The sequence below is a fragment of the Neobacillus niacini genome, assembly GCF_046591715.1.
In the GTDB taxonomy this organism is placed as follows: Bacteria; Bacillota; Bacilli; order Bacillales; family Cytobacillaceae; genus Neobacillus; species Neobacillus niacini_L.
This window is the reverse complement of the sequence record NZ_JAWVNQ010000001.1, coordinates 1,380,432-1,403,239: the sequence shown is the minus strand read 5'-3', so window position 1 is coordinate 1,403,239 and position 22,808 is coordinate 1,380,432. Positions and strand designations below refer to the sequence as shown.

The window sequence follows — 22,808 nt, the reverse complement described above, 5'->3', positions numbered from 1 at the left end:
TGTCTATGAATCACTGGGATTTGCGTGATATGTTTTAAGTTAGGTACAAAACTCGTTAGCCGCAGCATCCATATTCGCCCCTCAGCATTGGCATTTTTTGTATTCTTTATTAATTAACTTAATTCCTTTAGTAATTGGAATATCTGTCCCCTATGATGTGATTCGTGCTCCACCAAATGATAAACAACCCATTCAGGGGTTACTTCATATTGTTCAAGTACCCGTGGTTTTCGCCAATCGGTTAAGTCCATTGAACGAAAATAGGAAAGAAATACTTCGCGTACTTTTGTTAAACGGTAAAAATGTTGTTCTAAACTTTCGCCCTCAAAATGAGTTAACTTACCGTCAGTTCGACATTCTACCGGAAATAACGAGCTAATTTCAGGATCCCAATCGGTTCCAAGCACCTCCTCATATAACCAATCTGCCTCGATCAATGCAATGTGATACAAAAGTGTACCAATTGTATGTCTTTCACCTAATTTCTTGTCTAGTAAATCTTGCCGAATACCGGTTAATTCAGTTATAAGAGTACGACGAACATCTTCTAAACACCACAACCATCGGCCAATTTCTTCCTCATATCCTGATAATGAAGATACAACTAATGATTTTTTATCCAATAATTCATCCTCCTTTTCATTACTGCCATTCTACTGATTAACTATTCCTCTTTATTTACTTCCTAAATGAATCCTATCCTGCCCTAATTTGTACTGCATTGTATGTGTTTTCCCGATAGCTACATATAGAACCTCTCAAGATTATTTAAAATTACTCGGAATTTTAACGAGAACATAATTTTTAGTCCACATTTGAGTGGTAGCAATTAATCTTTTTCCGTCTTTTTCAAAGAACAGACCAGCACCATCTTTTTCTTTAAATTCCCATCCATTTGATACAACTATTTGTTTTATATTTTCGTCAGCAATCAAACTACCTTTATCCTCACTACTAGTGAGATACCAAATAAAATCACCTACTACTGCAATTTCAGCTATTTTACTATCCGATTCTTTTAGTTTATCAATTGCTTCTTTTGCTGATACATTCTCTATTGGAAGAGAGGGATAGTACAACTTATTTACAAATATGAACACACCAATAATAACTATTACAGTACCTATTATAAAACCAAACTTTTTCATCTAATTACCCCTTTAATAGTTTCAATCAAGCACCCAATAGGTAAAAATCTTAATTTCCTTAATAAGTTTGGTTGATCAATCTTTCAAGCTCTTTTTCAATTCTTACTGGGTCTATTCGTTCAAACAATTATGAATTAAACAATCATTCTTTATATATTTTACCACAAATAACCATTAACCTTGGTGAACTATTCTGCTCCGTTAATTCAACAAGAAATAAGACCGACGCGGCGATCTCATCTTTAATTATTGCACCAGTTAATGATATTTTTATTTTACTCTTGCAAAAAAGAAACCTGACCCATTTTCTTGCGGAACAAACCCTTGTTGAGTTGCACTATTTTCCACCATATTTTGCTCTTCCATTGATATAAGTGTGGTAACATTTTTTTCTCTAGCTACATTACCTTCTCTTTGATTTTGCTCTTCTACTGATATAACTCTGTATTCATCTCCGTTATTAGCAGCAGTTTGTTCAACTATTACTTTTGATTGTTCAGTTTGTGTAAATACCTTTGTACTTTGCAGGTCCTTTGGAAAACCAATTGATAGATCATATAAAAACCTCCTAACCATATATACCTTCAGTTTTTTTCATGGGCACTCTGAATAACCGTTTTTTTATGATCTGGTGAAACAGATTCTATAAGAATGCCTGGACTCTTATCATCAAGCTTATACCAAAAAGGTGCAATTATGGTTAAATGGTTGTATTGCGAGTCAAATGTAGGTTGTGACCATGGAAATGTTCCTTCCTTTTCTGTGTAGAAACTTAAAACTTCCCGGGGAGTTTTATTCTTAGTGTCATTTCTTTACTTTGTACCCGTCTACAGGATGACATTAGTATTATTGCCATGCTTAAAGTAATGATGGTGAACGACCGATAAGAATTTTTCGCCATAATACACCTTCTACTAATTTGTATATTGCTTAAGTTGATTAGAAAAGTTGTAACTTATTCGCGAATTGACTTTCCAACATTAAAGGGTCTTAGGAAAAAACCTAAAATTCAATATTATTCATCTTAGCTCTACTTGCCGTTTTCGAAAAGGTTAAGTCACCCGCTTTTTCCATATATGCTTCGATGACTTCTTTACGGACACCTTCCATTTTTAATGCCGTAAATGATTCCTTCAGTAATACATTCGTTCAATCTTCAGGGACAAGTGCATAATCATGAATCCCATGCAGATCTACTTCCTAAATAAAAACATCTTTACAAATTATGTGCGGTTTAAGTTTCTCTAAAAATTTCATTTGATATACCTCACAATCTACTTTTGAACCATCACCATCATTTTACTTTCTCTATCTCCATTAAGTAAAAGCAACTTGAAATTTACAATAAATTCTACACTGTCAATTACCCCTTCCTATGTTATTATTTAATAGTTGATTTTTTTCAGGAGGAAACCTTTCATGCTTGATGTGAATACATCCTTTAATAAAAACCAAGGGGAGAAGATGAAGACTCCCAAAAGTAACATCGATCTACAATATGATGAATTTTCTTCTTTTTTACAGGAAAATGGAGGAAATCATGCTTCTCATTTGATCTTCTTAAAAGATAAAGAGATTTTTTGGTCAAAAAAGCGAGATGTACTAATTCTATATAAACGCATTGCAAATAAATTAATGGTCTTAGGTGATCCAATTGGAGAAGAAGCAAAAATTCAAGAAGCCATAAAAGATTTCTGTGATTATAGCAAAAGCAGAGGCTTTAAACCTGTTTTCTATCAAATAAGCCCACATTATATGCACTATTATCATGATTCAGGTTTTCGCTTCCTCAAGGTAGGCGAAGTGGGGTTAGTGAATCTCCAACAATTTTCTTTAGAAGGAAAACAAGGGGCAAAATTACGAACAAGATTGAATAAATTTACGCGAAATTCTTATACATTTAGCGTAGTCCACCCCCCTTATTCAAATCACCTGCTTTCCGAACTAAAGCATATTTCCGATTCCTGGTTAGGCAGTCAGAATGAAAAAGGGTTTTCAGTCGTCTCTTTTAGCAAAGAATATGTTTCGCGGTTCCCTGTCGCACTATTGCACAATCCAGCAGGAAAAGTTATTGCTTTTGCAACATTAGCAAGCGATTTTCAAAATACGGTTACCATTGACCTGATGAGAAAATATTCAGATTGCCCCCATGGAACAATGGATGTATTATTTATTCAAATATTTCAGTGGGCAAAAAACAATGGATATCAAAGCTGCAGTTTAGGTATGTCACCCTTATCTAATGTAGGAAACTGCAAACATTCCTTTACATGTGAAAAACTAATTCGTCTAGCCTACCTTTACGGGAATTCCTTATACAATTTTAAAGGTCTAAAAGAATTTAAAAGTAAATTTACTACCGATTGGGAACCAAAATATATAGCTTACAAAAAAACCTTACTTCCGGTTACTTTTTTACAACTACTTTTTCTGATCAACTATAAGCGTAGTTCAATAGAAAATAAGGAAAGAAAAAATAAATTTATTAAAAATGCTATCACAAAATGGCGTTTTGAATGACCATAATGAGAGGCTGTTATGATGCTCGTAAGTAAAGAACTATTTCTTAAATTTATTAAATACAGTGTTGTGGGCTGCATAAGCGTGCTCATTTATTTTCTTTCCGTTTTCGTCTTGGTTGAACTTTTTGACAAAGATCCTATTTTCGCATCAACACTTTCCTTTATCATCATGACTTACATCTCATTTCTATTAAACAAGAAATATACCTTTGGCAGCGACTTCTCCTACAATCAATTGTTGCGTTTTCTAGTTGTTTCTGCCATTGGCTTCACCTTAAATTTTGGTATCATGTATCTAGTTGTAAATATACTTTCACTTCACTATGTTATCGGTGAACTAATCACAACATTGATCATTCCCGTCATCAACTTCATATTGAATAACTATTGGACATTTAAATAGTGACCGCAGGGACAGTTCTAGCGGTCCTTTTGTCTACCATGTGTCATGAGAACCGTCCCTATGGACACCTATGGACACTTTTTCCAATCGCTCTATTCAAACTAACCCTTCCATCCAATGCCTTGATCAAAGGGCTTTACTTATTTCAGTGTCCAACAATGTAAAATAAATATTATCCTTATCCTAAAAAGTCTGGTTGATCAATCTTTCAAGCTCTTCTTCAATTCTTACTGGGTCTATTCGTTCAAACAATGGTTCTACGTTTGACAATTGCTGTGGTTTAACAAAAAACGCATTCCAATCGGTTTTGGTTGTGTTTATCATTTCCTTTACCTTATTGCTTGAAAAAGGAAGGAATGGTGTAAGGACATGAGCTAAATTTGCAATTAGATAAACACAATCAGCCAAAGTCTGTTTACAAGATTCGGGATCATCCTTTATTTGTTTCCATGGTTGTTGTTCATCAAAGTATTTGTTCGAGAATCTAGCAAGCTCAAATACTTTTTCCAAACCTTGTTTGAATGATGTAGTTTCAATACAATAACCCACTTCTTTATATAACGTATTTACTTTATCCTGGATATTTATATTTATTTCTTTTTCAGGAATTCCCCCATCGAATGACTTTTCAAGAAACTTCAAAGTCCGATTAACGAAGTTTCCATAAGCCCCTAATAACTCGCTATTATGGCTATAAATGAACTCTTTCCAAGAAAAATCAGCATCTCGGTTCTCTGGTGCGTTGATGGTTAAGAAATATCTAATGGAATCTGGTTCATATCTATCTAAAATATCTGGAACCAATACAGCCCAATTTTTACTTGTAGATAATTTTTTCTTTTCCAAAGTTAAATACTCGTTTGAAACTATATGTGTTGGCAATGGTTCTTTTCCAAGACCGGCAAGAATTCCAGGCCATATAATCGAGTGGAAAGGGATATTATCTTTCCCGTGAACATAATAAGATCGAGCCGCGGTATTCCAAAACGATGAGTCATCATTATTTGTTTTCTTTGCCCATAGTTTACTTGCTGTATAGTATCCAGATACTGCCTCAATCCAAACATAGATTTTCTTATCTTCATATCCAGCAACCGGAACACTTACCCCAATAGGCAAATCCCTCGAAACGGCTCTATCTTGCAATCCTTCCTTTAAATAGCGTTTCGTAAGAGAAACAGCATTTTCCCTCCATAGGTTCTTATCTTCTGCTTCTTGAGTATAGTTTTCCAAGACATTTTGGAGAGAGCTTAATGAAAAGTAAAAATGCTCTGTAAACCTTGTTGTAGGCGGATTACCGCAAATTTTACATCTTCTATCAAGCAATTCAAGTGGTTCTAACACACTTGAACAAGCATCACATTGGTCGCCGCGAGCATTTGCACCGCAATGAGGACAAATCCCCTCAACATAACGATCAGGTAAAAATTGCTGATCATATTCACAATAGGTTTGTTCAATTTCCTTTTTATAGATGTATCCTTTGTCAAGCAACTCTAAAAAAATTTCTTGTACGATTTCATGGTGATGTGTTGTGTCTGTTCTGGTATATGTATCATATGTGAATCCTAATCTTGCAAAACAATCTTCAAATTCTTGGTGATAACGATCCGCAATCTCTTTTGGAGTTACACCTTCTTGCTTTGCCCTAATTGTAATAGGAGTTCCATTACAATCGCTTCCAGAGACATATAAAACTTTTTCTCCCTTTAAACGGTAATATCTCGCAAGAATATCACCAGGTAACAAACTTGAAATATGTCCTAAATGTAATGAGCCGTTTGCATAAGCCCAAGCTCCGCCAATAAAAATACTCATTAATAGAAACCTCCCAATATTTTAATTTTGAAAACAAAAAAACCTCGCCTTAACTGTAATAGTTAAGGACGAGGTTTGAATTTCCACGTGGTACCACCTTAATTTGCAAATAGCTCACACTATTCGCCTCGAGCAAGTACGGAGTATTACAAAATGCTACTCTTATACTGTGACATTGATAACGAGTGCCAAATCTCGCCGTATCCTACTAATACAAAAAGTACGTTCAGTACGAAGCTCAGAGACCATTGTTCAAATGAATGTTTTTGCTTCTTTTCAGCTGCCGAAGCTCTCTTTAGAAAAAACAATATCATTTTACTTTTTCTCTTCATTGCTTTTGTTTGATAATTACCAATAGTTTATTCAATATTTATCCTGAAGTCAACTTTGATTTTTGTTTTCTGATTTTTAATTATCATGTACTACCTTACTCTTCTAGCTGCCTGCTGAATAGGATCCCATACTCCATTATATGGAGGTGCGTACGCAAGATCTAAATCAAGCAGCTCATCGGTTGTCATCGAATGGAATATTGCAGTTGCTAGAACATCGATTCGTTTGTCGATCCCATGTTCCCCAATAATTTGCCCGCCAAGTACTTTATAAGTTTCTTTATGATAGACAAGTTTCAAATTCATTTTTTTATTATTAGGATAATATCCAGCGATATCTGTTGATTTAATTGTTACAGAACCACATGGGATGTTCAGCATTTTTGCCTCTCTTTCTGTTATTCCTGTTCTTCCTAGCGTTAATTCAAAAAATTTTATGATTGATGTGCCTACAACACCTTTAAATGTTTTATGTATATTAACCATGTTTAATCCAGCAATTTGACCTTGCTTATTGGCATGTGTTCCCAATGGGATATGATCATCCATTTCTTTTACTCGATGATATTGGGTTGCACAATCTCCGGCAGCATAGACATCTTTAATACTTGTTTGCATATACGCATTTACTTGAATAGCACCATTAACACTTGTTTTGATTCCTGTCCCTTCTAAAAATGTAATAATTGGCTTTACACCTATAGCGACTAATACTAAATCTGTCTCATACTCCCCTTTATCGGTTTTCACATATTCAACCTGCTCACTACCATGGAATGCTTCAACAGATTCACCCATTTTTAGCACAATGTTTTGCTTCACTGCTTCTTCATGGATAAGTTCTGCCATTTCTTTATCAAATATTTTTGCTAATTGCTCATTTCTTTCAATGATCGTTACCTTCTTGCCGAGCTCCGCAAAACTTTCAGCCATTTCGAGTCCAATGTATCCGCCACCAATAACTGTCACATTTTTAATATCTTTCTGAAGATAATCCATGATTGTCTTTGCATCAGGAATTGTCTTTAATGTGAAAACACCTGGAAGTTTAACACCCTCCCATTTTGGAATGACCGGGCCAACGCCAGTTGCAATAAGAAGGCGGTCATATGAAAGGCTAAACGTTTCACCATTACTATGGTTTATTCCACTTACCAGTTTATTTTCCGTGTCTACCTTTTGGACTTCATGATATACTCGTGCATCAATGCCATATTTCTCTTTAAAAGTAGATTGTGTACGTGCTATTAACTTATCTGTTGACTCAATCTTCCCACTTATCACATAAGGCAGTCCGCATTGTCCGTACGAAAACACTCCACCTTTTTCTAAAACAGTGATTTCATGTCCAGAACTGTTTCGTACAATTTGCATTGCAGCACTCATCCCTGCTGCATCTCCACCAATAATAAGTACTTTCATACTCATCCCTCCTTTCTTTATTTTCCATTTATTTCTGATTTTTAAACATGAGAAAGATTGATCCCCATATAGGGGCAGCGGTAGAAAAATGCAGATTTACAAACTATTAGTCTAGTCGATAAATAGTTAAACCATTTGAACAAGACCAAATACAACCCAATATGCTGTAATGCCAATGACCTTCCATGCCGATTTTCTGCTAATAATGGCAATCGCCAAACAGAGTAAAGTGAATAAGATAAAGCCAACCGTTCTAAACTGACCTTCAAACGGACCTGCTGAATTTAACATAAGAATAATGACTGAAACAATAAAGAATAAAATAAAGAATTTTTTGTTATTGTCTGAACCATTCAAAGTTTGGCCCCCTCTTATTTACTAAAATGGATACAAAAATGTACGAATTTACTTCATTTTTGTTCATCTTTTTTATTGGAATTCCACGCTACTGCTCCGAATAAAACTCCAACTATTAAAATAATCCATTTTATGTATTTTTTCATCCTCTACCTCCTTACTACGGATTATTGAACTTTCGTCTACTATATCTGAAATAAACAATATAGGTAAATAGCAACAATCAATCTTTATGTCTAAAGTATAGGACCCGTTATTTTATTTTAAGAAGATTGAAGCAATTATAACTCCAATTATGATTACAAAAATAAGGATACCTGTACCTTTCCAACCTAAACTGCCTACTAAATCAACAAGACTACCTGTGTTTGCCCTGTTAAAGGCATCGTTCAGATTGCCCGTTGGATTGCCTTTAAATTCTTGTTGTCTTACTCTCTCTCTTTTTTGTTCAGGAGTTTCATTGTTTTCTTGCACTTAAAGACCCCCTATGAATTAAACAATCATTCTTTACATATTTTACCACAAATAACCATTAACCTTGATGAACTATTCTGCTCCGTTAGTCGAATATGAAAAGCGATGCCCTTCTTCAAGCATCGCACCCGTTTGTTGAATTAGATTCAAGTATAATTAGTTCACATATGCTTTATTACCAGGAATAATCTTTTTAAAATTATTTTAGTGTTTTGGGATTTAATCTCTTTGTTTGTCTTAATTTTTGACTGCTATCTCCAACGAGTAAAAGCAGTCATTTACCAACCTTCCATTAATCTCTGTGTTCTCAGGCACAATCTCATCCAACATCATTCCAACCTTTTCTAACACTCTTCTTGACGCTAGATGTTCTTCCGAGCAGACAGCAATAAATCTTTCAAAGGAGAACGCATCAACCGCGAACTTAATTACACATTTAACCGCTTCCGTTGCGTACCCTTTTCCTTGGTACGCCTCTAGCAGAATAAAGCCCACTTCAGCAATCCGTTTCGCTCTCTTGCAGGAACAAATGCTAATCAGCCCCACTTGTTTGCTAGATGTCTTTTCACGGATTATCCAGGTCAACCAATGTGAAGATTCTAAGCTCCACGGGTCCAGTTCCTTTTCGAATGCGTTTCGAATTGCCTCTTCACTCCGCAGGGTTCTAATATGCTGCATTAGCCCTGGGTTGGTATGGATTGATCTAAATAGATCCCAATCTCTTTCATTTAATTTCGTAAACGTTAACCGTTTACTTTCCATATCAAACTTCATATTTTATCCCCTTCACAATCAAATTTGAAATGCGCCCATAACCAAACATCACATTACTGCTAATTATAAATTTTATATTTCGTTTGTTTAAAATTAAATTAATATTTTTAAAAAATATTATATACAAAACAATAATGTTTTATTGAAAGACGATAAATTATATGTTAAATTCGTATTATTATTAATTAAGTGAGGTGTCATAAATGAATGTTAAACGAGGTTCTTCCACTTTCTTGAAGGTCATTTTTATTCTGGCTGGAATTGCAGTTCTTGCCATGTGCATATATTTTTTGCCTGAATCAGCCAGAAGAGATGCAATAGAACGACCAGGTGATTATTCGTTATATCCACTTTTGGTATGTGCATATGGAATATGTATTACGTTTTCTGTGGCGTTATATCAGATATTTATACTTTTAACCTATATCGAAAAGAATAATGCTTTTTCTGAGTTATCGCTTCAATCTTTAAAGGTAATTAAAAAATGCACTTTTACTGTCATTTTCTTCATTTTTTTAGCAATAGTATATTTAAGGGTACTTGTTCACTTCACAGGTGATGATGCAGCAGGCCCAATATCTCTAGGTCTAATGGGCATCTTGGCAACAAGTATCATCGCAGCCATTGTGGACGTACTTCAAAAACCTATAAAGAATTTCTTGGACTCACAGCCAAAAAAATAGAGAAACCCAAGATGTATATTAATGGGTTTACTTGTGATGTGCAAAACAGTAAATCACAGTCAACTAGTACCAGCAGTCCATTTATAATTTTTGTTATACTCTAAATCCTTCTCAATAAAAGGAATATAATTATCCGTACCAATAAAGTAAAATGGAATTGTTGAATTTATGTATACGTCTGCATATTGGCTTTTGGCAGCCTCTGAAAAATTATTTTCCCTGATAAATACTGCGTCATAAGACTTTAGTTCTTCACTTGCCATTTCATCAAACTAAGGTGCAAATACGACCCAGCTAGTTTAAACACGTTCAAGCTTTTTAAATGGTCTTTGAGGAAATTCAACACGGATAGTATCACCTGGTTTCACTTCTCCACTCTGCAATATAACTCCCATTATTCCTGCTTTTCTTATTAGATTTCCGTCTGAATCCTTATCCAAAACAGCCTTTAAAAGACCCGGTTTAAAATTATCAATTTGAGCACAAGGATTCCGTAAGCCTGTTACTTTAATAATTGCAGACTCACCTATAGATAATATCGTGTTAGTAGGTAATTCTAGAAGATTTATTCCGACAGTTGTAATATTTTCACCCATTTGTCCAGGTTTAATTTTAAAACGGTCTTCTAACTCTTCGAATAACTCATTGTGAATTAAATGCACTTGTCTTAGGTTCGGTTGGTTTGGATTTTGTGCCACTCTCGAGCGATGTTTAACCGTTGAACCAAAGTGTGCATCGCCTTCGACTCCCAAACCCTTCACTAATCTTATAATCTCTTGATTTTCTTTACTAAACGTATGCTTCTTACTTATACTAACCGCTATGACTGTTCCTAAAATTGAACTCTCTTTTTTTTCATCAAACATTCAATCCTCACAGCCTTCCTTTTTTTAAACTCCCTGTTTGTTCATATTCAATTAAGGTACAATTATTCCTTCTTCTACTAACCTGCTTCGTTAATAAAACAAGAAAAAAGCTGCCACATTGACAGCCCAGAACTTCATTAGCTAACATGAATAAATAATTTATCACTACAATCCTTATTCTAGTTGTCCTTGGAAAATTGGTCTTTTAATTAGTGAGGTTATAGGTTTTAGCTTAAATAAAAAGTAATGTGTAAATAGTGCTATTATTGTACCATGTAAAATCCCTGCGACTACATCAAAAGGATAGTGTACCCCGACCCATATTCTTGAAAACGCTATGCCTATTGCTAGAAAAAGCCATATATGCTTATAACGATGAGATGATAACCACAATGTAAAAGCAATTACTATTGCAGATGTAGCATGGTCACTTGGAAAAGAAGAATTTGCAGAATGCTTTACGAGTTGAATAATCTCATGTGTTACAAAAGGTCTCTCCCTATAAATGAATAGCTCAATAATTCTGTTTATTGAATAAGCTAAGGTAAATGCAAACATAGCTTGGAAAGCTATAACACGAAAATTGTTTTTGTTTAATAGCCACAACAGCAAAATCAATAAAATAAGAGCATATTGAACATATTCGGCAATCAAAATCATGATTGTACTATCCTGCCAGTTAGTAGCATAAGAAAAGACCATCAATTTGATAGCCTTGATCTTCTACTATTACAGTCTAGAGTTGAACAAACAAGTAAATCTATAAACTATAATAATCACACTTTGTGATTCCATATATTACAGTATCTTCATAGACACCTCTGTATTAGCAACTTTGTTTAAAAGTTCCTTCATATTTAAGACCTAATTTTTCCATTACTTTTAAAGAAGCAGTGTTTTTTTTTATGAAAATATATATACACCCAATAAAATTGTCTTGTTCATTAAATATAGCAAAATGGAAACTGACCTTATTAACCATAGAATTTTTAACTTTAGATATCCAGTCTTCAGCAAATTTATCTGGTAAAGTATTGAGGCCCTTCTTTTTGTATCTGTTGAAGACGGGGCTCTAATATTATTAGGAAAGCTACACAGATGGATGAACTACATAATTTTTTGTATGGATATATGTTAAAAAACATTATGATTACACAATCTATATAAGAGCTAATCGTTTTTAAACAGCTAAACTACACTTGATATAAAAATGGGGACAAAGGAGGCATTTATATGGACTACAGGATATTTAAAAGGATTAATGAATATGCTGGTCGTTATCAGCTTTTGGATACATTGGTGATCAACATCTCTCAAAAAGGTCGTTTTTTGTTTCTATTTATATTAATCTTCATGTGGTTTCGTAATAACTCACAAAAAAAAATCACTTTATATACTATCATTTCCATTGGATTATCGTTGGTTTTAAATAAATTGATTAAACTGTTTTATTTTAAACCTCGCCCTTTTTTGAATCTTCGGGTCCATTTATTACCCCCATTCCCATCAAAAAAGAGCTCTTCATTTCCAAGTAAACACACCACTCTAGCATTTACAGCGGCAACTTCTGTCTTTTTTTATAAGCGTTTCTTAGGTAGTATGATGTACCTTGCCGCTATTCTAACAGGTTTCTCACGAATTTGGATGGGACAACATTACCCTTCGGATATTTTAGGCAGTTCGATACTTGGAAGTTTAACAAGCATAGTAGTTAAGATGACAGGATGGATTTGGAATCCAATCATTGAACGGGTAATAAAAGCTACTGCTAAAGGATGAAGAATCAATCATAAATGTAAATCTTTCCTTAGTTTTTAAAAGTATTACCTGTTTTAGTTGAAATTTTTGATAATATATCTAGGCCAATAGATTTTCATATGTTGCTCTCCTTCTTTAGAAGCGTCTAAGTGACGCTTCCTTTTTTTGTCGAAATATGGTTCAAACATCGACATAAAAAAAGTAAGACTTTTCGTTACTCTTGTTCAACTAAACTGCTTTGTTAGTTCGACAAGAAAAAACGACCGCACCAGCAATAATTATCTTTAACTATTGCACCCTTTACTTTAAGTAGATTTCTTCACAAACCTTGATTTTCTTCGAAAAAAAAGGCTATTCCCTGCTTATTGAAGAAAAGCCCTAATTTATATTTTTATTCTAAATACATTACAAACTCAAGACCTTGTTAGTTTCGAGACGCTTACAAAATCCAATACTTTTAGCTTTTTTCAGATTCCATTCATCTATTAACCGACATTATTATTCCACAGTAAAATTATTTTTCCCTTGATATTTAGGGTGATTATGCCGTTTACACCCAAATAGGTAGCACTCCGTCTTGATTGAAGTTTCAAACTTCATAATTGGAACATAACCAGAAGAGATTCTTTCTAATAGCTGCTCATACTGCTTCTTTTCATCAAGTAACTCTTCAATGTGTTCTTGTTTATCGCTTTCCGACCAATCCTCTTTACAATCCTCTTTATAAGCTTCCTGGATTTCCTCTACTTTTTCATTAATTGCTTCATACAAAATTTCAGTAGCACGAGTTAATTCATTTAATTTAATTAAAGAATATACATATCGACTAATCCAGTTCGGTTGTTTCCAATAAATCTCCCAACCCTTGTCGAACCATTTTACAGCCTCTTCATAAAGTCCCACCTCTACAAATAAGTCTGCTAAATCCACCTCACCGACAAATTCATCAGCTTCTTCAGAGAATGTATTAAGCTGACTTTTTGCTTCATTTATCCTTCCCAACTCAATCAAAGATTTTACATGGCTATACATCGCCCAATCAGAATAATCTGCTCCAAGCAAAAAATATTGCTCTGCTTCTTCTTTATTGCCAAGATGATAATCTGCGACAGCCAAATTATTATAAGCAGTTTTTGTAGGATTAATAGCAATGGCTTTTTGTAATATGACTCTGGCATTTCCCCATTTTTCCAATCGTAAATAAACTTCCCCCAATAAGTTATACGGAAAATGGGAAGAGGGGTTCATTTGAATCGCTTCTTCTAACAAACCAAGAGCTTTTGTATAATCGTCTTCTTCATGACAATATATCCAGGCAAGATTGGTTAAAGATTGTATATCCCTTGATAATCTCACAGCTTCTTTAAACAGTTTCAAAGACTCATCATATTTATTTTCTTCTAGTAATTCAACCGCCCTCTGATTTATATTCAAAAATGTTCACTTCCTAAACTATATAAATATTGGAGAAACACTCGTCAGTTCAATAAAGATTTTTTATAATAATCAATTAGTTTTTCATGGATTTTATCTACCAACATTTCTTTCTCTGTGATAAAAGCTGGACCTTCTTCAATATAAGCACCCCGTTAGTTGAATAGCTTAATCACCATAAATAATGATGTTCACAATTTGTTCATTGTTTAAGACTTTTATTATTTCATCTATTTCCTTTTCGTAAACTTGAGGTATAAACTCTTTAATTTTGTGAAGTTTTTTTATAAACTCTTCAATTTGAGGTCTATTAAAAGATACATCCTTTCCATATCTGTCTCTTATCTTACTGAGGATGCCCCATTTTCCTGGATGTACATTCCCCTCGAATATATGATAATGTAGTCCCTCACTTATCTCTGCGAGTAAAACCTCGTTATTGTTTTCATCGTAAAAGCATATAGATAATGCTGATTCAATTTCCGACAAAAACCCACCTCCAAGCATTTATATATGTCTTGTTTTTATTATTAAATTCAATAAGTAAATTCGAAATCCTTCTTCAACTAATCTGCTTCGTTAGTTCAACAAGAAAAAAGAGACCGCCGCAGCGATCCCATCTTAAGCTCTTGCACACGTTAGTTCAATAAGAAAATTACACTTACGTTGCTTAAAACTAAGATAATTTCAAATTCCATTTTTCAGTGCCTAATTGATTTGTAAACTCGACTTCATCATTTGAAATCCATCTTAAGTTTCCTAAATGTCGTTCATACAAAAACTCTATTGGATCTTCGGTTATGATGTGCTTTTTGTTAATTTGATTTCCACTTTTATCTATGATTACAATGTCAATCTTAAAACTACTAACATCATGCGTACAAACTACTTCTGCTACATGCTTGCGATTTGGACTGTACTTCGGCTTATGATAAACATAAGCAAATCTGTAATTACGGGATTTAACTCCTTCGTAGGCAACAAAGAAAGGTTTTAGATCCCAGCCAAACTCCTTTGCAGCCTGCTCTACCCCAGTGTGCAAAGCCTCTAAAGCTAATCTCTTTTTCTCTTTATCAGTAGATTGAAAATATTGATTGAAATCAAATAATACTTGTACTTCCGCCGACCCGCCAAATACGGGTATATGATTATTGGTAATTTTCTCAACACAACGCACAATTACTCCACTGCATCTATCGGTTTTTAGTTTATTAAAAAACGCTTCATACAAGGCTGTAACGCAACGTGTCTCTTGTCGAAATTGTACAATTTCAGAAGGAGGTTGATTAAATGCGTCAGTTGTTGTAAACCTTTGAACGTATGATGTAATGTCCCCTTTTAGAAAATCATTGATAATATCTCTATCCTTATTAAAATCGAAAGGTATAAATGCCTCTTTTTCATTATCGTTTGAGTTACTACCATCATTTTTCACGGAATTAATACTACAATCTAAAGAAAACCATTTTAAATATGGCATTTGTCCACCACCCTTATTTTGACGACTAATTTTTCTATAAACTCGCTTTTCCTATTGTATTTTCTATAACCCGTTGTTGATTTCCTTCTACAACTAACCTACTTCAATAGTTCAATAACAAAAAGGGAATTGCCGCAGCAACCCCATCTTTCACTCTTGCACCTATTAGTTGAGGAAGGAATTTTTTACGGTGTTGTTGGTAAATCCTCATCATACTCAATACCGTTTTCATCAAAGAACGTGGTTAACCTTTTTATTTCATCGCTAAGAAATGTTTTTAGATTAGCCCAACTATTTAATACATTACTAGAATAACTCTTACAGCGATGAATTTGAGTGGTCTCCAAATCATAAACGATGTGAGAACCGTCCCAATTATAACTGCCTATAACTAAGTATTTGTCAGGAAAAAAACGTTCTACCTCGCTATGGTGCATTGATAAGTCATAAGGCTGAATTGCATCGTCTCCTTTTCTCACATAAGAGTTCCTTTTGCCATAAATACTTAAACTGTCTGAAAATATATTTATTCCATTTGTTGTTAACAAAAATTCTTTGAAATCATCAGGTAAATGAATTGAAAGTTCCTTTTCTATTTCATTTTATGATGTAATTTCGATCTTAGGATAAATAATGTGAAACCACGCTTCGGGTGCTATATGTGGTACCTTGCATATTAATTTTGTTCCGTTTTCTAGAAGTCGTTCTCCTTCCTGTTTCCATTGAAATAGTGGTTTTATTATTTCTTTAAAGTTAATTATCATTTTGTTCCCTCGCCAAAGTCTTGTATAAAGATAGGTTGATTATCTTAATTATATCAACATTCCAATATTCCTTCTTCAACTAAACTGCTTCGTTTGTTCAATAAGACCTTATTAAAGGATTCATCGCCCCTTCTCAGCTTATCGAGTAAGATGTTCCTTAAATATCTGTTTAAAGTGGGGTTTAAAATCAATCTCAATCATTTGTTGTGAGTCCTCGTTATCTACCTTAATTTGTACACTTGCCCGTTCCTTTCCATCTGCCGTTATTTCAAACTTCTTAACCCGCTTTAAATCCAATAGTGACAACAATCTTTTGGAAGTATGCTCATTCACTTGTATCTTAGCTTCACCATATGATGGAGACAGATTAACAATAAAGTCCTCTTTTCCATTAGAGAAACGGTAGGTTGCTTCATTATAATAAAATGGTAAGTCATTTGATGTTGAATCTAATAATATTGGTTCCGTTTTAAATAATGAGAGAAGGGCGATTTCATCTGGAAATATCGGCATTTACACATCACCTTTTTAACTTCTATTTTAGCATCTTATTAAGCTAATCTTCCTCGTTAATGCAATAACGGGTGCCTTTTTTCAACAAGCTGTACAATCCTCTTAATGAATAAAGCCTTCATCTTCAGAATCCCCGTATGTATAAAAAATTGCTGAAAATCCTTCTCTCATTGCTTCATCAAAGCATTCAAGTAATTCCTCATCTTCTTCTGAATCCCCCAAATACATATCTCGGATGACTACAAATTGGTCCTCGATGCCTATTACTTCCCAACCTTGATTGATGACAAATTTTTTTGCTGTATTTAACGCTGATTTTATATTCTTCGATTTAACCCAACAGTTTACAATCGCACCTACACATTCATTACTTTCAGGGTTATCGATTTGGGGGGTTGCCTCTATCAAAATTAAATAAACGCTCATAATGTCCTCCAAGAGTTATCGTTGTCCTATTACTATTCTTGATTAATTCAACAAAAATCAAAACATATCCTTCTTTACAGTTACCTCACCCGTTGCTTCAATACTAACGTGTTTATTTCTATATTCAAGGCAATAATTCCTCTATCACTATTTTTAAGGAGGAATTGATATTGCAATTAACAAAAGCCTGGGAACTTTATGAGTCGGATAAAAGGATTGAAGGATTCTCTCCACAGACATTAAAAGCGTATAGACTCCAATCTAAGTTACTCATCCATCACTTTAATGATGTAAGTATTGGATCAGTAACAACCAATCAGTTGAAGGAATACTTAGCAAAATCCAGCGAGCACTTAAAGCCATCAAGTTTAGCTCATCGGATTCGATTTATTAAATCACTATTTCGTTGGTCACACGAGGAAGGGCATATTCATAAAAATCCAGCTGCAAAAATTAAAGAACCTAAACAAGGAAAACGTATTCCGAAATTTTTAACGGAGAGAGAAATTGAACATTTGAGGGAAGCGTGTTTTACACCAATGGAAAAAGCAATATTTGAATTTATGTTTTCAACAGGTTGTAGAATAGGTGAAATTGTTTCTCTTAATAAAAACAGTGTTAATTGGTCAAATCGCTCTGCAATTGTACTTGGAAAGGGTGATAAGGAAAGGGAGGTTTACTTTAATATACGGTGTGAAATCTGGCTAAAGCGATATTTAGATCTTCGCCAAGATAATGACCCAGCTATTTTTGTTACAGAACGACACCCTCACCGAATGAGTATTGGTCAGATGAGGTACATCATAAAGCGAATATCAAGCCGTGCAGGAATCAACAAAGAAATACATCCACACCAACTACGCCACAGCTATGCCACCCACCTATTGAACAACGGAGCTCCTATTGATGTTATTCAAAGTTTACTAGGACACGAAAAAAGCGAAACCACTAAGATTTACGCTCAGTTAAGTGGTAGCCTTAGAAGAGAATTTTATAGAAAATATTTTTAGTGATGAATGGCAAAAGGCATCGGAAAATTCCGCTGCCTTTCTACTCTTGCCCCCGTTAGTTGAAGAAGAATTATTAAAAAGTGTACACCAAAAAGGCTTAAAAAGGATAAATAAAAATTAGAGTAAATTTTGAATTTTTTGTTGTAACTCTAGGATTTCGTTTACTACATCAGCTACACCGGATGGAGTCTTAGTTTCTTTGGCTATATCTTCAAGGACGGAACTATAACGTGCACCGTATCTAATTTCATCATACTCTTCTGTATCTGGGACACAAATAAGCGGTTGTTTTTGTCCAATTACTTTATAAAAATGGTTATCTAAATTAGTAGAAAGAATAGATATTACGACTTTTAATTGTTTAACTGAAGGTTCTTTGTCTAAATCAGGAATTACTGTATACTCACTTTCAAATAGGGCACACAATACAGTATATCTATCAACCTTCTCTAATACTTGAGCAAGTGCGAATGTTTGTTCATCCAAAGGGACAATAAAAATATCGCCTTGTTTCCACTTCTGTTTTTTAGGTCTTTTATATGTCCGTAAATGCTGTTCTACTATGTCTTCCTCCTCACGAGATAGAGGAATAGAAGCAATATGGTTAAGGATTTTAGCCACTTCAAACATTAATTCGGCTTTAGAGATAGAGATTATAACAGCATCCCCTTCAACATCAAAATCGATACGGTTATATAACTTTCGTTCTAATTTCTCTCTTAATGTTTTCCTTATTAGACGTGCAGCCTCATCATTTGTTTCCACTACAAAAAGATCAACAAAATCCTGGGATATATAAAAGTTTGATAATGTTGTATCTGGAAAATAAATATTAATCAAGCCTAATGTAATTTTCTCCACACAATCCACCTCTAGACTATTTTACATCATTATTATCATAAACCCTTCTTTAACTATCCTTCCTCGTTAACACAATAACGGCTGCCCTTTAAGGAATGCCTTTTACTTGAATAAGAATTATGATTTTTTCTCGTTTCTCATTTTACTTAGTACGTTGGCAACCCAATCCCTAAATTTGGTTGTAACATCATCTTTGTCTCTAGCATTGAAGAGAAATAAGCCTGTCGGTGTGTCTTGGTACTCCTTTTCATAGACAAGTATATTATTTTCATAATCATCTAATGGTTCATCTAAGAACACATCCCAAGTCCCATCTTTTCTTTCTTCAACAATGGTCTCAAGATAACATTCATAAACAGGTTCCCAGCATTCCTCGTGATAGTGGTAACCAGTATAGTTTCTATAATTAAAGTATTCTTCAGTGTTCATCAGATTCACTCCAAGAAAATACATTTTGAAAGATACTTCTTCAAGTACACCGATAAATCCTTCTTCTACTAGTCGAGTAGAAGGGAGCCTTTCTACCTTACGGTAAATTGTACTCCTCCCCCCTCACAGAACCGTGCTTGCGCTATTAACGCACACGGCTCCTCCTAGTTATCATTTACAGAATGTAGCTAATCTCTTTTCTAAGTTCATAGATGTTCACTTTGATTCTTGGTGAAGGAAGTGGATATTTACGCAGAAAAAGATTAAATTTATCCCATGTGAAGGACTTCCTTTGGCTTCTTCTATTTAGCCATTTAAATAGTAAGTATTCGATTTTCACTTTGAAGTTGTTAACAATTTGAGTGTTATCCGTGATGCAATAATAGTTGTAATAGCCTATAAGTGAGCGTCTAAATCTATCCATAATCGTATGAATATCTTTATTTCTATTAGTCTTTAGCCATTCTTTAGATTCTCTTAGTTTGCCTTGGACTTTCTTCCTGCTAGATTTCCGTTTTACCCGAAATTTCCCTTGTTTACTTTTCCCGCAATAGTGGGTAGAACCAAGGAAGTCAAACGTAGCTGGTTTACCATTCCCATCACGCTTTGCATTATTTTCTGCAAACCTTCCAAAGGGAATAATTTTAGTTTTATCCTCGGCTATTTCCAAATTAAACTTCCTTAATCGGGTCTTTAGTGAATGGAAGAGTTGTTGAGCTTCACTTTTATGTTGAAAACAACAAACAAAGTCATCTGCGTATCTTACTATATATGCCTGTCCTTTACATTGTTTCCTAACCACTTTCTCGAACCATAAGTCCAGAACATAATGGAGATAGACATTGGCTAATATCGGAGATATTACTCCACCTTGCGGTGTACCATTATCTGTCTTGTACTTCTTCCCTTCCTCCATGTATCCACCTTTGAGAAACCTGCTGATTATTCTCAGAAGGTTAGGGTCAGCGATTCGGAGTTTCAAGAATTCTATCATCCATTTGTGGTCCACGTTGTCAAAAAAGCCTTTGATATCCACATCCACTATATAACTTACTGACCTCTTTTCAATATAATGGTTCAGTATTTTCAGCGCATCATGGCAGTTTCGATTAGGGCGGAACCCAAATGAACAATCTAGGAAGTCATTTTCATAGATGGTATTTAGTATTTTGGTAATACCCTTTTGTACAATTTTATCCTCATGTTCAGGTATCCCCAAAGGTCTTTTCTTGTTTGAATTGAGTTTTGGGATATACATTCTTCTTACTGGAACAGGTCGATAACTTTTACTTTTAAGCCTACTTACTAAATCCTTTATGTTTTCTTCCATGTTTTCGCTGTATTGTTCTTTAGTAGTTCCGTTAACACCAGTCGCCTTTTTATTAGGTAGTTCATGATGACACTGTGTTAGCGATTGCTCATTTAATAAGTGTGCAAGTGATGTGAATTTCAATTTAGTATCAGATTTTGCTAATTCTGCTATCCTTAGTAGTTTTGTTTCCATTTATTGTACCTACCTCTGTGTGTAGTAAATGTGTCCCTAGTAAGGGTGATAACTGGTAGCTAGCCTTTCCTCCATCGGCATTACCCAACTTCATTGGTACTACGCTGCTATCCGACTCCCTGCATCGGCATTTGGTTTCCTTGCTTATTATCGCTTGTAGACCATACTCTTCTATAAAGTAGAAAAGACCGGTAGGGTCTCCCGAGTTGCCGTATCATATCAATGTGTAACGTGCCAAGGTCTCTGACTCCAGAGAGGTTTCATCCTTCTAGCCTTTGACGAAGGATAAAATGTTGCTTTCTGCACGCAGGTAAGGCATCAGCCCTCTCGGTTTACTAACGTTTATGGAGCTCAATCCCTTCAGCCATTTGGCTTTCGGCCCGCCACCTAACTGTCTACGCTTAAAGACTAGAGTTACCTATAGTCCTCCAAGACTCGCTACGAGCGAATGGCTAGTTCTTACTCGACGGGAATTCCACCCGCTATATGACACGACCTATGCTCGGCCGCACACCTGCCCCATTACTTGAATAAGAAAAGGGATCGCCGCAGCAATCCCCTCTTTAACTCTTGCACCCGTTAGTTCAACAGAAATTAACATTGTATATCCTTGTCATATGTTTCAGCGACAAACTCAAAGTCTAAATCGTCTTTATTAATAAATACACTTGTCTTAGAAGGATAACCCGTTGATGTAGAAACAATATCGACTTCAACAAGGTTAAACCTAACATTGTAAGCCTCCTCAATATCCAGCCCACCAGTTAAAAAATGTTCCCCATCACCAAATGATTTAAAAACAAACACTTTTTCATCCAAATCGTTTTTATCCATCTCAATCCACTCACAGTTTACCAGAGCTTTGTATGTATGATGTTTAGGAATGCATTCAATATGATTTATCCCTTTATAGCATCTTAAAGTAAACATATACGTATGGGTTTCATTCCAATTAATATCAATCCCGTATTTAAAAGAAAAAGTATTGTAAACCATCTCATAAAATAACGGCATTACAATATCATCCCAAGCATCGTAGGCGAAAGCATATATCGGTATTAAGTGGGGATACAAACTGACAATAGCTTGTTGGAAATTTAATAAGATTGATGTATCAGAGATTCCTTGTAAAGCATCATCTATTTCGTGTTCAAACTTCTTTAAACGTCGATTATCAATCATAATATTCCCCCAAAAATCAGAACTTTTATTATGTATTCATGATTAGTAAAAAAATATCCTTCTTCTGCTAACCTGCATCGTTACTTCAACAAATAAAGAATTTTTATAAGACTACCCCAATAATTCTCCAAAGTGTTTGGGTTTTTATAATCAGACATAGTTTGATCCAATAAATCAGTTCAAATGAAATATCACATTTTAAACATTGTTTTAATGAATAAGATTATAAATAATATCGGAACTATCAGGAGTTAATAGGAACAACGAAGCAGCAATCAATACCATCCCAAAAACAAGCCGATATAAACCACTTTTAATAGACCGAGAAACAACCCATTTAATACTTCCTCCCGCCAGCAGAACAATACCTATAAGCAGAATGAGCAAATAATAAAATCCCATTACCAGCACTTCCTTCAACTTTTGTTTTTATATCCATTTTTCAATAGAGATTATTAATACATAGTAATTTTATATATATAGATTATCTATGTATATAAATAGAATAATATATTTATACATTTAAGTAAATAACTTTGTATAATTTTTCCTATTTCAAAAAATAGACAATATTTGCAAATTAAGAAATGGTGTATATGGCAATATGATTTTTGAATATAAAAAAACCGAAAATTTACAAGAATTTAA

General features: G+C 34.4%; 27 protein-coding genes, 1 pseudogene and 1 other annotated feature. Of the genes and pseudogenes, 5 read left to right on the top strand and 23 right to left on the bottom strand.

Features of this window, described 5'->3' with window-relative positions; translation table 11 throughout:
* Nucleotides 1–113: 113 nt before the first annotated feature.
* The 4 genes from SFC47_RS06890 to SFC47_RS06875 all read right to left on the bottom strand — a co-directional run bounded on the left by SFC47_RS06890 (nucleotide 114) and on the right by SFC47_RS06875 (nucleotide 2,285).
* Entirely contained in the window at nucleotides 114–623 is a 510-nt protein-coding gene (locus SFC47_RS06890) for a DinB family protein (RefSeq protein ID WP_411253496.1), read from the bottom strand.
* 141 nt (nucleotides 624–764) lie between these two features.
* Nucleotides 765–1,148, bottom strand: coding sequence for a hypothetical protein (locus SFC47_RS06885; RefSeq protein ID WP_411253495.1), 384 nt, complete (start codon nucleotides 1,146–1,148; stop codon nucleotides 765–767).
* A gap of 270 nt (nucleotides 1,149–1,418) precedes the next feature.
* Entirely contained in the window at nucleotides 1,419–1,724 is a 306-nt protein-coding gene (locus SFC47_RS06880) for a hypothetical protein (RefSeq protein ID WP_411253494.1), read from the bottom strand.
* A 426-nt stretch (nucleotides 1,725–2,150) separates the two neighbouring features.
* Nucleotides 2,151–2,285 (bottom strand): DUF6933 domain-containing protein, encoded by a 135-nt coding sequence (locus tag SFC47_RS06875; protein WP_411253636.1) that lies wholly within the window; start codon nucleotides 2,283–2,285, stop codon nucleotides 2,151–2,153.
* Between the two features lie 282 nt (nucleotides 2,286–2,567).
* Here SFC47_RS06875 and SFC47_RS06870 point away from each other — a divergent pair, with 282 nt between their 5' ends.
* Together SFC47_RS06870 and SFC47_RS06865 are read left to right on the top strand one after the other, a co-directional pair.
* Nucleotides 2,568–3,668: a phosphatidylglycerol lysyltransferase domain-containing protein gene (locus tag SFC47_RS06870; protein WP_411253493.1), complete on the top strand. Its 1,101-nt coding sequence runs from the start codon at nucleotides 2,568–2,570 to the stop codon at nucleotides 3,666–3,668.
* Nucleotides 3,669–3,686: 18 nt separating this feature from the next.
* A complete protein-coding gene (locus tag SFC47_RS06865; RefSeq protein WP_411253492.1) occupies nucleotides 3,687–4,073 on the top strand; it encodes a GtrA family protein in 387 nt (128 codons plus the stop codon).
* Between the two features lie 183 nt (nucleotides 4,074–4,256).
* On the opposite strand, the gene metG is transcribed toward SFC47_RS06865, so the two are convergent.
* From metG to SFC47_RS06840, 5 genes are all read right to left on the bottom strand, one after another.
* Nucleotides 4,257–5,891 (bottom strand): methionine--tRNA ligase, encoded by a 1,635-nt coding sequence (metG, locus tag SFC47_RS06860; RefSeq protein WP_411253491.1) that lies wholly within the window; start codon nucleotides 5,889–5,891, stop codon nucleotides 4,257–4,259.
* A 61-nt stretch (nucleotides 5,892–5,952) separates the two neighbouring features.
* Nucleotides 5,953–6,232, bottom strand: a binding site (T-box leader).
* An 81-nt stretch (nucleotides 6,233–6,313) separates the two neighbouring features.
* Nucleotides 6,314–7,645, bottom strand: coding sequence for a CoA-disulfide reductase (locus SFC47_RS06855; RefSeq protein WP_411253490.1), 1,332 nt, complete (start codon nucleotides 7,643–7,645; stop codon nucleotides 6,314–6,316).
* A 126-nt stretch (nucleotides 7,646–7,771) separates the two neighbouring features.
* On the bottom strand, nucleotides 7,772–8,002 hold the full coding sequence (locus tag SFC47_RS06850; RefSeq protein WP_411253489.1) for a hypothetical protein: 231 nt from the start codon (nucleotides 8,000–8,002) through the stop codon (nucleotides 7,772–7,774).
* Nucleotides 8,003–8,260: 258 nt separating this feature from the next.
* The gene (locus SFC47_RS06845; RefSeq protein ID WP_411253488.1) at nucleotides 8,261–8,476 is read right to left on the bottom strand and encodes a DUF6366 family protein; all 216 of its coding nucleotides are present in this window, start codon (nucleotides 8,474–8,476) and stop codon (nucleotides 8,261–8,263) included.
* A gap of 237 nt (nucleotides 8,477–8,713) precedes the next feature.
* Complete coding sequence (locus SFC47_RS06840; RefSeq protein WP_411253487.1) at nucleotides 8,714–9,250, bottom strand: GNAT family N-acetyltransferase; 537 nt, start codon at nucleotides 9,248–9,250, stop codon at nucleotides 8,714–8,716.
* A gap of 203 nt (nucleotides 9,251–9,453) precedes the next feature.
* Here SFC47_RS06840 and SFC47_RS06835 point away from each other — a divergent pair, with 203 nt between their 5' ends.
* Nucleotides 9,454–9,933 (top strand): DUF2975 domain-containing protein, encoded by a 480-nt coding sequence (locus SFC47_RS06835; protein WP_411253486.1) that lies wholly within the window; start codon nucleotides 9,454–9,456, stop codon nucleotides 9,931–9,933.
* A 59-nt stretch (nucleotides 9,934–9,992) separates the two neighbouring features.
* Here SFC47_RS06835 and SFC47_RS06830 read toward each other — a convergent pair whose 3' ends face one another.
* From SFC47_RS06830 to SFC47_RS06820, 3 genes and pseudogenes are all read right to left on the bottom strand, one after another.
* Nucleotides 9,993–10,196, bottom strand: coding sequence for a hypothetical protein (locus tag SFC47_RS06830; RefSeq protein ID WP_411253485.1), 204 nt, complete (start codon nucleotides 10,194–10,196; stop codon nucleotides 9,993–9,995).
* Between the two features lie 36 nt (nucleotides 10,197–10,232).
* Nucleotides 10,233–10,799, bottom strand: a complete 567-nt coding sequence (locus SFC47_RS06825) for an MOSC domain-containing protein (protein WP_411253484.1) — start codon at nucleotides 10,797–10,799, stop codon at nucleotides 10,233–10,235.
* 174 nt (nucleotides 10,800–10,973) lie between these two features.
* A pseudogene (locus tag SFC47_RS06820) lies at nucleotides 10,974–11,462 on the bottom strand (phosphatase PAP2 family protein); the annotation flags it as partial.
* 570 nt (nucleotides 11,463–12,032) lie between these two features.
* Here SFC47_RS06820 and SFC47_RS06815 point away from each other — a divergent pair.
* A complete protein-coding gene (locus SFC47_RS06815) occupies nucleotides 12,033–12,578 on the top strand; it encodes a phosphatase PAP2 family protein (RefSeq protein WP_411253483.1) in 546 nt (181 codons plus the stop codon).
* Nucleotides 12,579–13,055: 477 nt separating this feature from the next.
* On the opposite strand, the gene SFC47_RS06810 is transcribed toward SFC47_RS06815, so the two are convergent.
* From SFC47_RS06810 to SFC47_RS06785, 6 genes are all read right to left on the bottom strand, one after another.
* The gene (locus SFC47_RS06810; RefSeq protein WP_411253482.1) at nucleotides 13,056–13,991 is read right to left on the bottom strand and encodes a tetratricopeptide repeat protein; all 936 of its coding nucleotides are present in this window, start codon (nucleotides 13,989–13,991) and stop codon (nucleotides 13,056–13,058) included.
* 168 nt (nucleotides 13,992–14,159) lie between these two features.
* A complete protein-coding gene (locus SFC47_RS06805; protein ID WP_411253481.1) occupies nucleotides 14,160–14,480 on the bottom strand; it encodes a hypothetical protein in 321 nt (106 codons plus the stop codon).
* Between the two features lie 187 nt (nucleotides 14,481–14,667).
* Nucleotides 14,668–15,471 (bottom strand): hypothetical protein, encoded by an 804-nt coding sequence (locus SFC47_RS06800; protein WP_411253480.1) that lies wholly within the window; start codon nucleotides 15,469–15,471, stop codon nucleotides 14,668–14,670.
* Between the two features lie 185 nt (nucleotides 15,472–15,656).
* Nucleotides 15,657–16,067 (bottom strand): SMI1/KNR4 family protein, encoded by a 411-nt coding sequence (locus SFC47_RS06795; protein WP_411253635.1) that lies wholly within the window; start codon nucleotides 16,065–16,067, stop codon nucleotides 15,657–15,659.
* Nucleotides 16,068–16,373: 306 nt separating this feature from the next.
* Nucleotides 16,374–16,748, bottom strand: a complete 375-nt coding sequence (locus SFC47_RS06790; RefSeq protein ID WP_411253479.1) for a hypothetical protein — start codon at nucleotides 16,746–16,748, stop codon at nucleotides 16,374–16,376.
* A gap of 102 nt (nucleotides 16,749–16,850) precedes the next feature.
* The gene (locus tag SFC47_RS06785) at nucleotides 16,851–17,174 is read right to left on the bottom strand and encodes a hypothetical protein (protein ID WP_411253478.1); all 324 of its coding nucleotides are present in this window, start codon (nucleotides 17,172–17,174) and stop codon (nucleotides 16,851–16,853) included.
* Between the two features lie 170 nt (nucleotides 17,175–17,344).
* On the opposite strand from SFC47_RS06785, the gene SFC47_RS06780 reads away from it, so the two are divergent.
* The gene (locus tag SFC47_RS06780; RefSeq protein ID WP_411253477.1) at nucleotides 17,345–18,184 is read left to right on the top strand and encodes a tyrosine-type recombinase/integrase; all 840 of its coding nucleotides are present in this window, start codon (nucleotides 17,345–17,347) and stop codon (nucleotides 18,182–18,184) included.
* A 117-nt stretch (nucleotides 18,185–18,301) separates the two neighbouring features.
* Here the strand turns inward: SFC47_RS06780 and SFC47_RS06775 are convergent, their stop codons facing one another.
* From SFC47_RS06775 to SFC47_RS06755, 5 genes are all read right to left on the bottom strand, one after another.
* Nucleotides 18,302–19,045 carry a hypothetical protein gene (locus tag SFC47_RS06775; RefSeq protein WP_411253476.1) on the bottom strand — a complete coding sequence of 248 codons (744 nt, stop codon included), beginning with the start codon at nucleotides 19,043–19,045 and terminating at the stop codon, nucleotides 18,302–18,304.
* Nucleotides 19,046–19,162: 117 nt separating this feature from the next.
* Nucleotides 19,163–19,474, bottom strand: coding sequence for a hypothetical protein (locus SFC47_RS06770; protein ID WP_411253475.1), 312 nt, complete (start codon nucleotides 19,472–19,474; stop codon nucleotides 19,163–19,165).
* Between the two features lie 175 nt (nucleotides 19,475–19,649).
* Complete coding sequence (gene ltrA / locus SFC47_RS06765; protein WP_411253474.1) at nucleotides 19,650–20,978, bottom strand: group II intron reverse transcriptase/maturase; 1,329 nt, start codon at nucleotides 20,976–20,978, stop codon at nucleotides 19,650–19,652.
* 594 nt (nucleotides 20,979–21,572) lie between these two features.
* Nucleotides 21,573–22,160: a hypothetical protein gene (locus SFC47_RS06760; RefSeq protein WP_411253473.1), complete on the bottom strand. Its 588-nt coding sequence runs from the start codon at nucleotides 22,158–22,160 to the stop codon at nucleotides 21,573–21,575.
* Between the two features lie 210 nt (nucleotides 22,161–22,370).
* Nucleotides 22,371–22,562, bottom strand: coding sequence for a hypothetical protein (locus tag SFC47_RS06755; protein ID WP_411253472.1), 192 nt, complete (start codon nucleotides 22,560–22,562; stop codon nucleotides 22,371–22,373).
* Nucleotides 22,563–22,808 lie beyond the last annotated feature (246 nt).

Coding starts and splice junctions, on each gene's coding strand:
- SFC47_RS06885 (WP_411253495.1), bottom strand. CDS start 1,148: ATGAAAAAGTTTGGTTTTATAATAGGTACTGTAATAGTTATTATTGGT.
- SFC47_RS06880 (WP_411253494.1), bottom strand. CDS start 1,724: ATGGTTAGGAGGTTTTTATATGATCTATCAATTGGTTTTCCAAAGGAC.
- SFC47_RS06870 (WP_411253493.1), top strand. CDS start 2,568: ATGCTTGATGTGAATACATCCTTTAATAAAAACCAAGGGGAGAAGATG.
- SFC47_RS06865 (WP_411253492.1), top strand. CDS start 3,687: ATGATGCTCGTAAGTAAAGAACTATTTCTTAAATTTATTAAATACAGT.
- metG (WP_411253491.1), bottom strand. CDS start 5,891: ATGAGTATTTTTATTGGCGGAGCTTGGGCTTATGCAAACGGCTCATTA.
- SFC47_RS06855 (WP_411253490.1), bottom strand. CDS start 7,645: ATGAAAGTACTTATTATTGGTGGAGATGCAGCAGGGATGAGTGCTGCA.
- SFC47_RS06840 (WP_411253487.1), bottom strand. CDS start 9,250: ATGAAGTTTGATATGGAAAGTAAACGGTTAACGTTTACGAAATTAAAT.
- SFC47_RS06835 (WP_411253486.1), top strand. CDS start 9,454: ATGAATGTTAAACGAGGTTCTTCCACTTTCTTGAAGGTCATTTTTATT.
- SFC47_RS06830 (WP_411253485.1), bottom strand. CDS start 10,196: ATGGCAAGTGAAGAACTAAAGTCTTATGACGCAGTATTTATCAGGGAA.
- SFC47_RS06825 (WP_411253484.1), bottom strand. CDS start 10,799: ATGTTTGATGAAAAAAAAGAGAGTTCAATTTTAGGAACAGTCATAGCG.
- SFC47_RS06815 (WP_411253483.1), top strand. CDS start 12,033: ATGGACTACAGGATATTTAAAAGGATTAATGAATATGCTGGTCGTTAT.
- SFC47_RS06800 (WP_411253480.1), bottom strand. CDS start 15,471: ATGCCATATTTAAAATGGTTTTCTTTAGATTGTAGTATTAATTCCGTG.
- SFC47_RS06790 (WP_411253479.1), bottom strand. CDS start 16,748: ATGCCGATATTTCCAGATGAAATCGCCCTTCTCTCATTATTTAAAACG.
- SFC47_RS06785 (WP_411253478.1), bottom strand. CDS start 17,174: ATGAGCGTTTATTTAATTTTGATAGAGGCAACCCCCCAAATCGATAAC.
- SFC47_RS06770 (WP_411253475.1), bottom strand. CDS start 19,474: ATGAACACTGAAGAATACTTTAATTATAGAAACTATACTGGTTACCAC.
- ltrA (WP_411253474.1), bottom strand. CDS start 20,978: ATGGAAACAAAACTACTAAGGATAGCAGAATTAGCAAAATCTGATACT.
- SFC47_RS06760 (WP_411253473.1), bottom strand. CDS start 22,160: ATGATTGATAATCGACGTTTAAAGAAGTTTGAACACGAAATAGATGAT.
- SFC47_RS06755 (WP_411253472.1), bottom strand. CDS start 22,562: ATGGGATTTTATTATTTGCTCATTCTGCTTATAGGTATTGTTCTGCTG.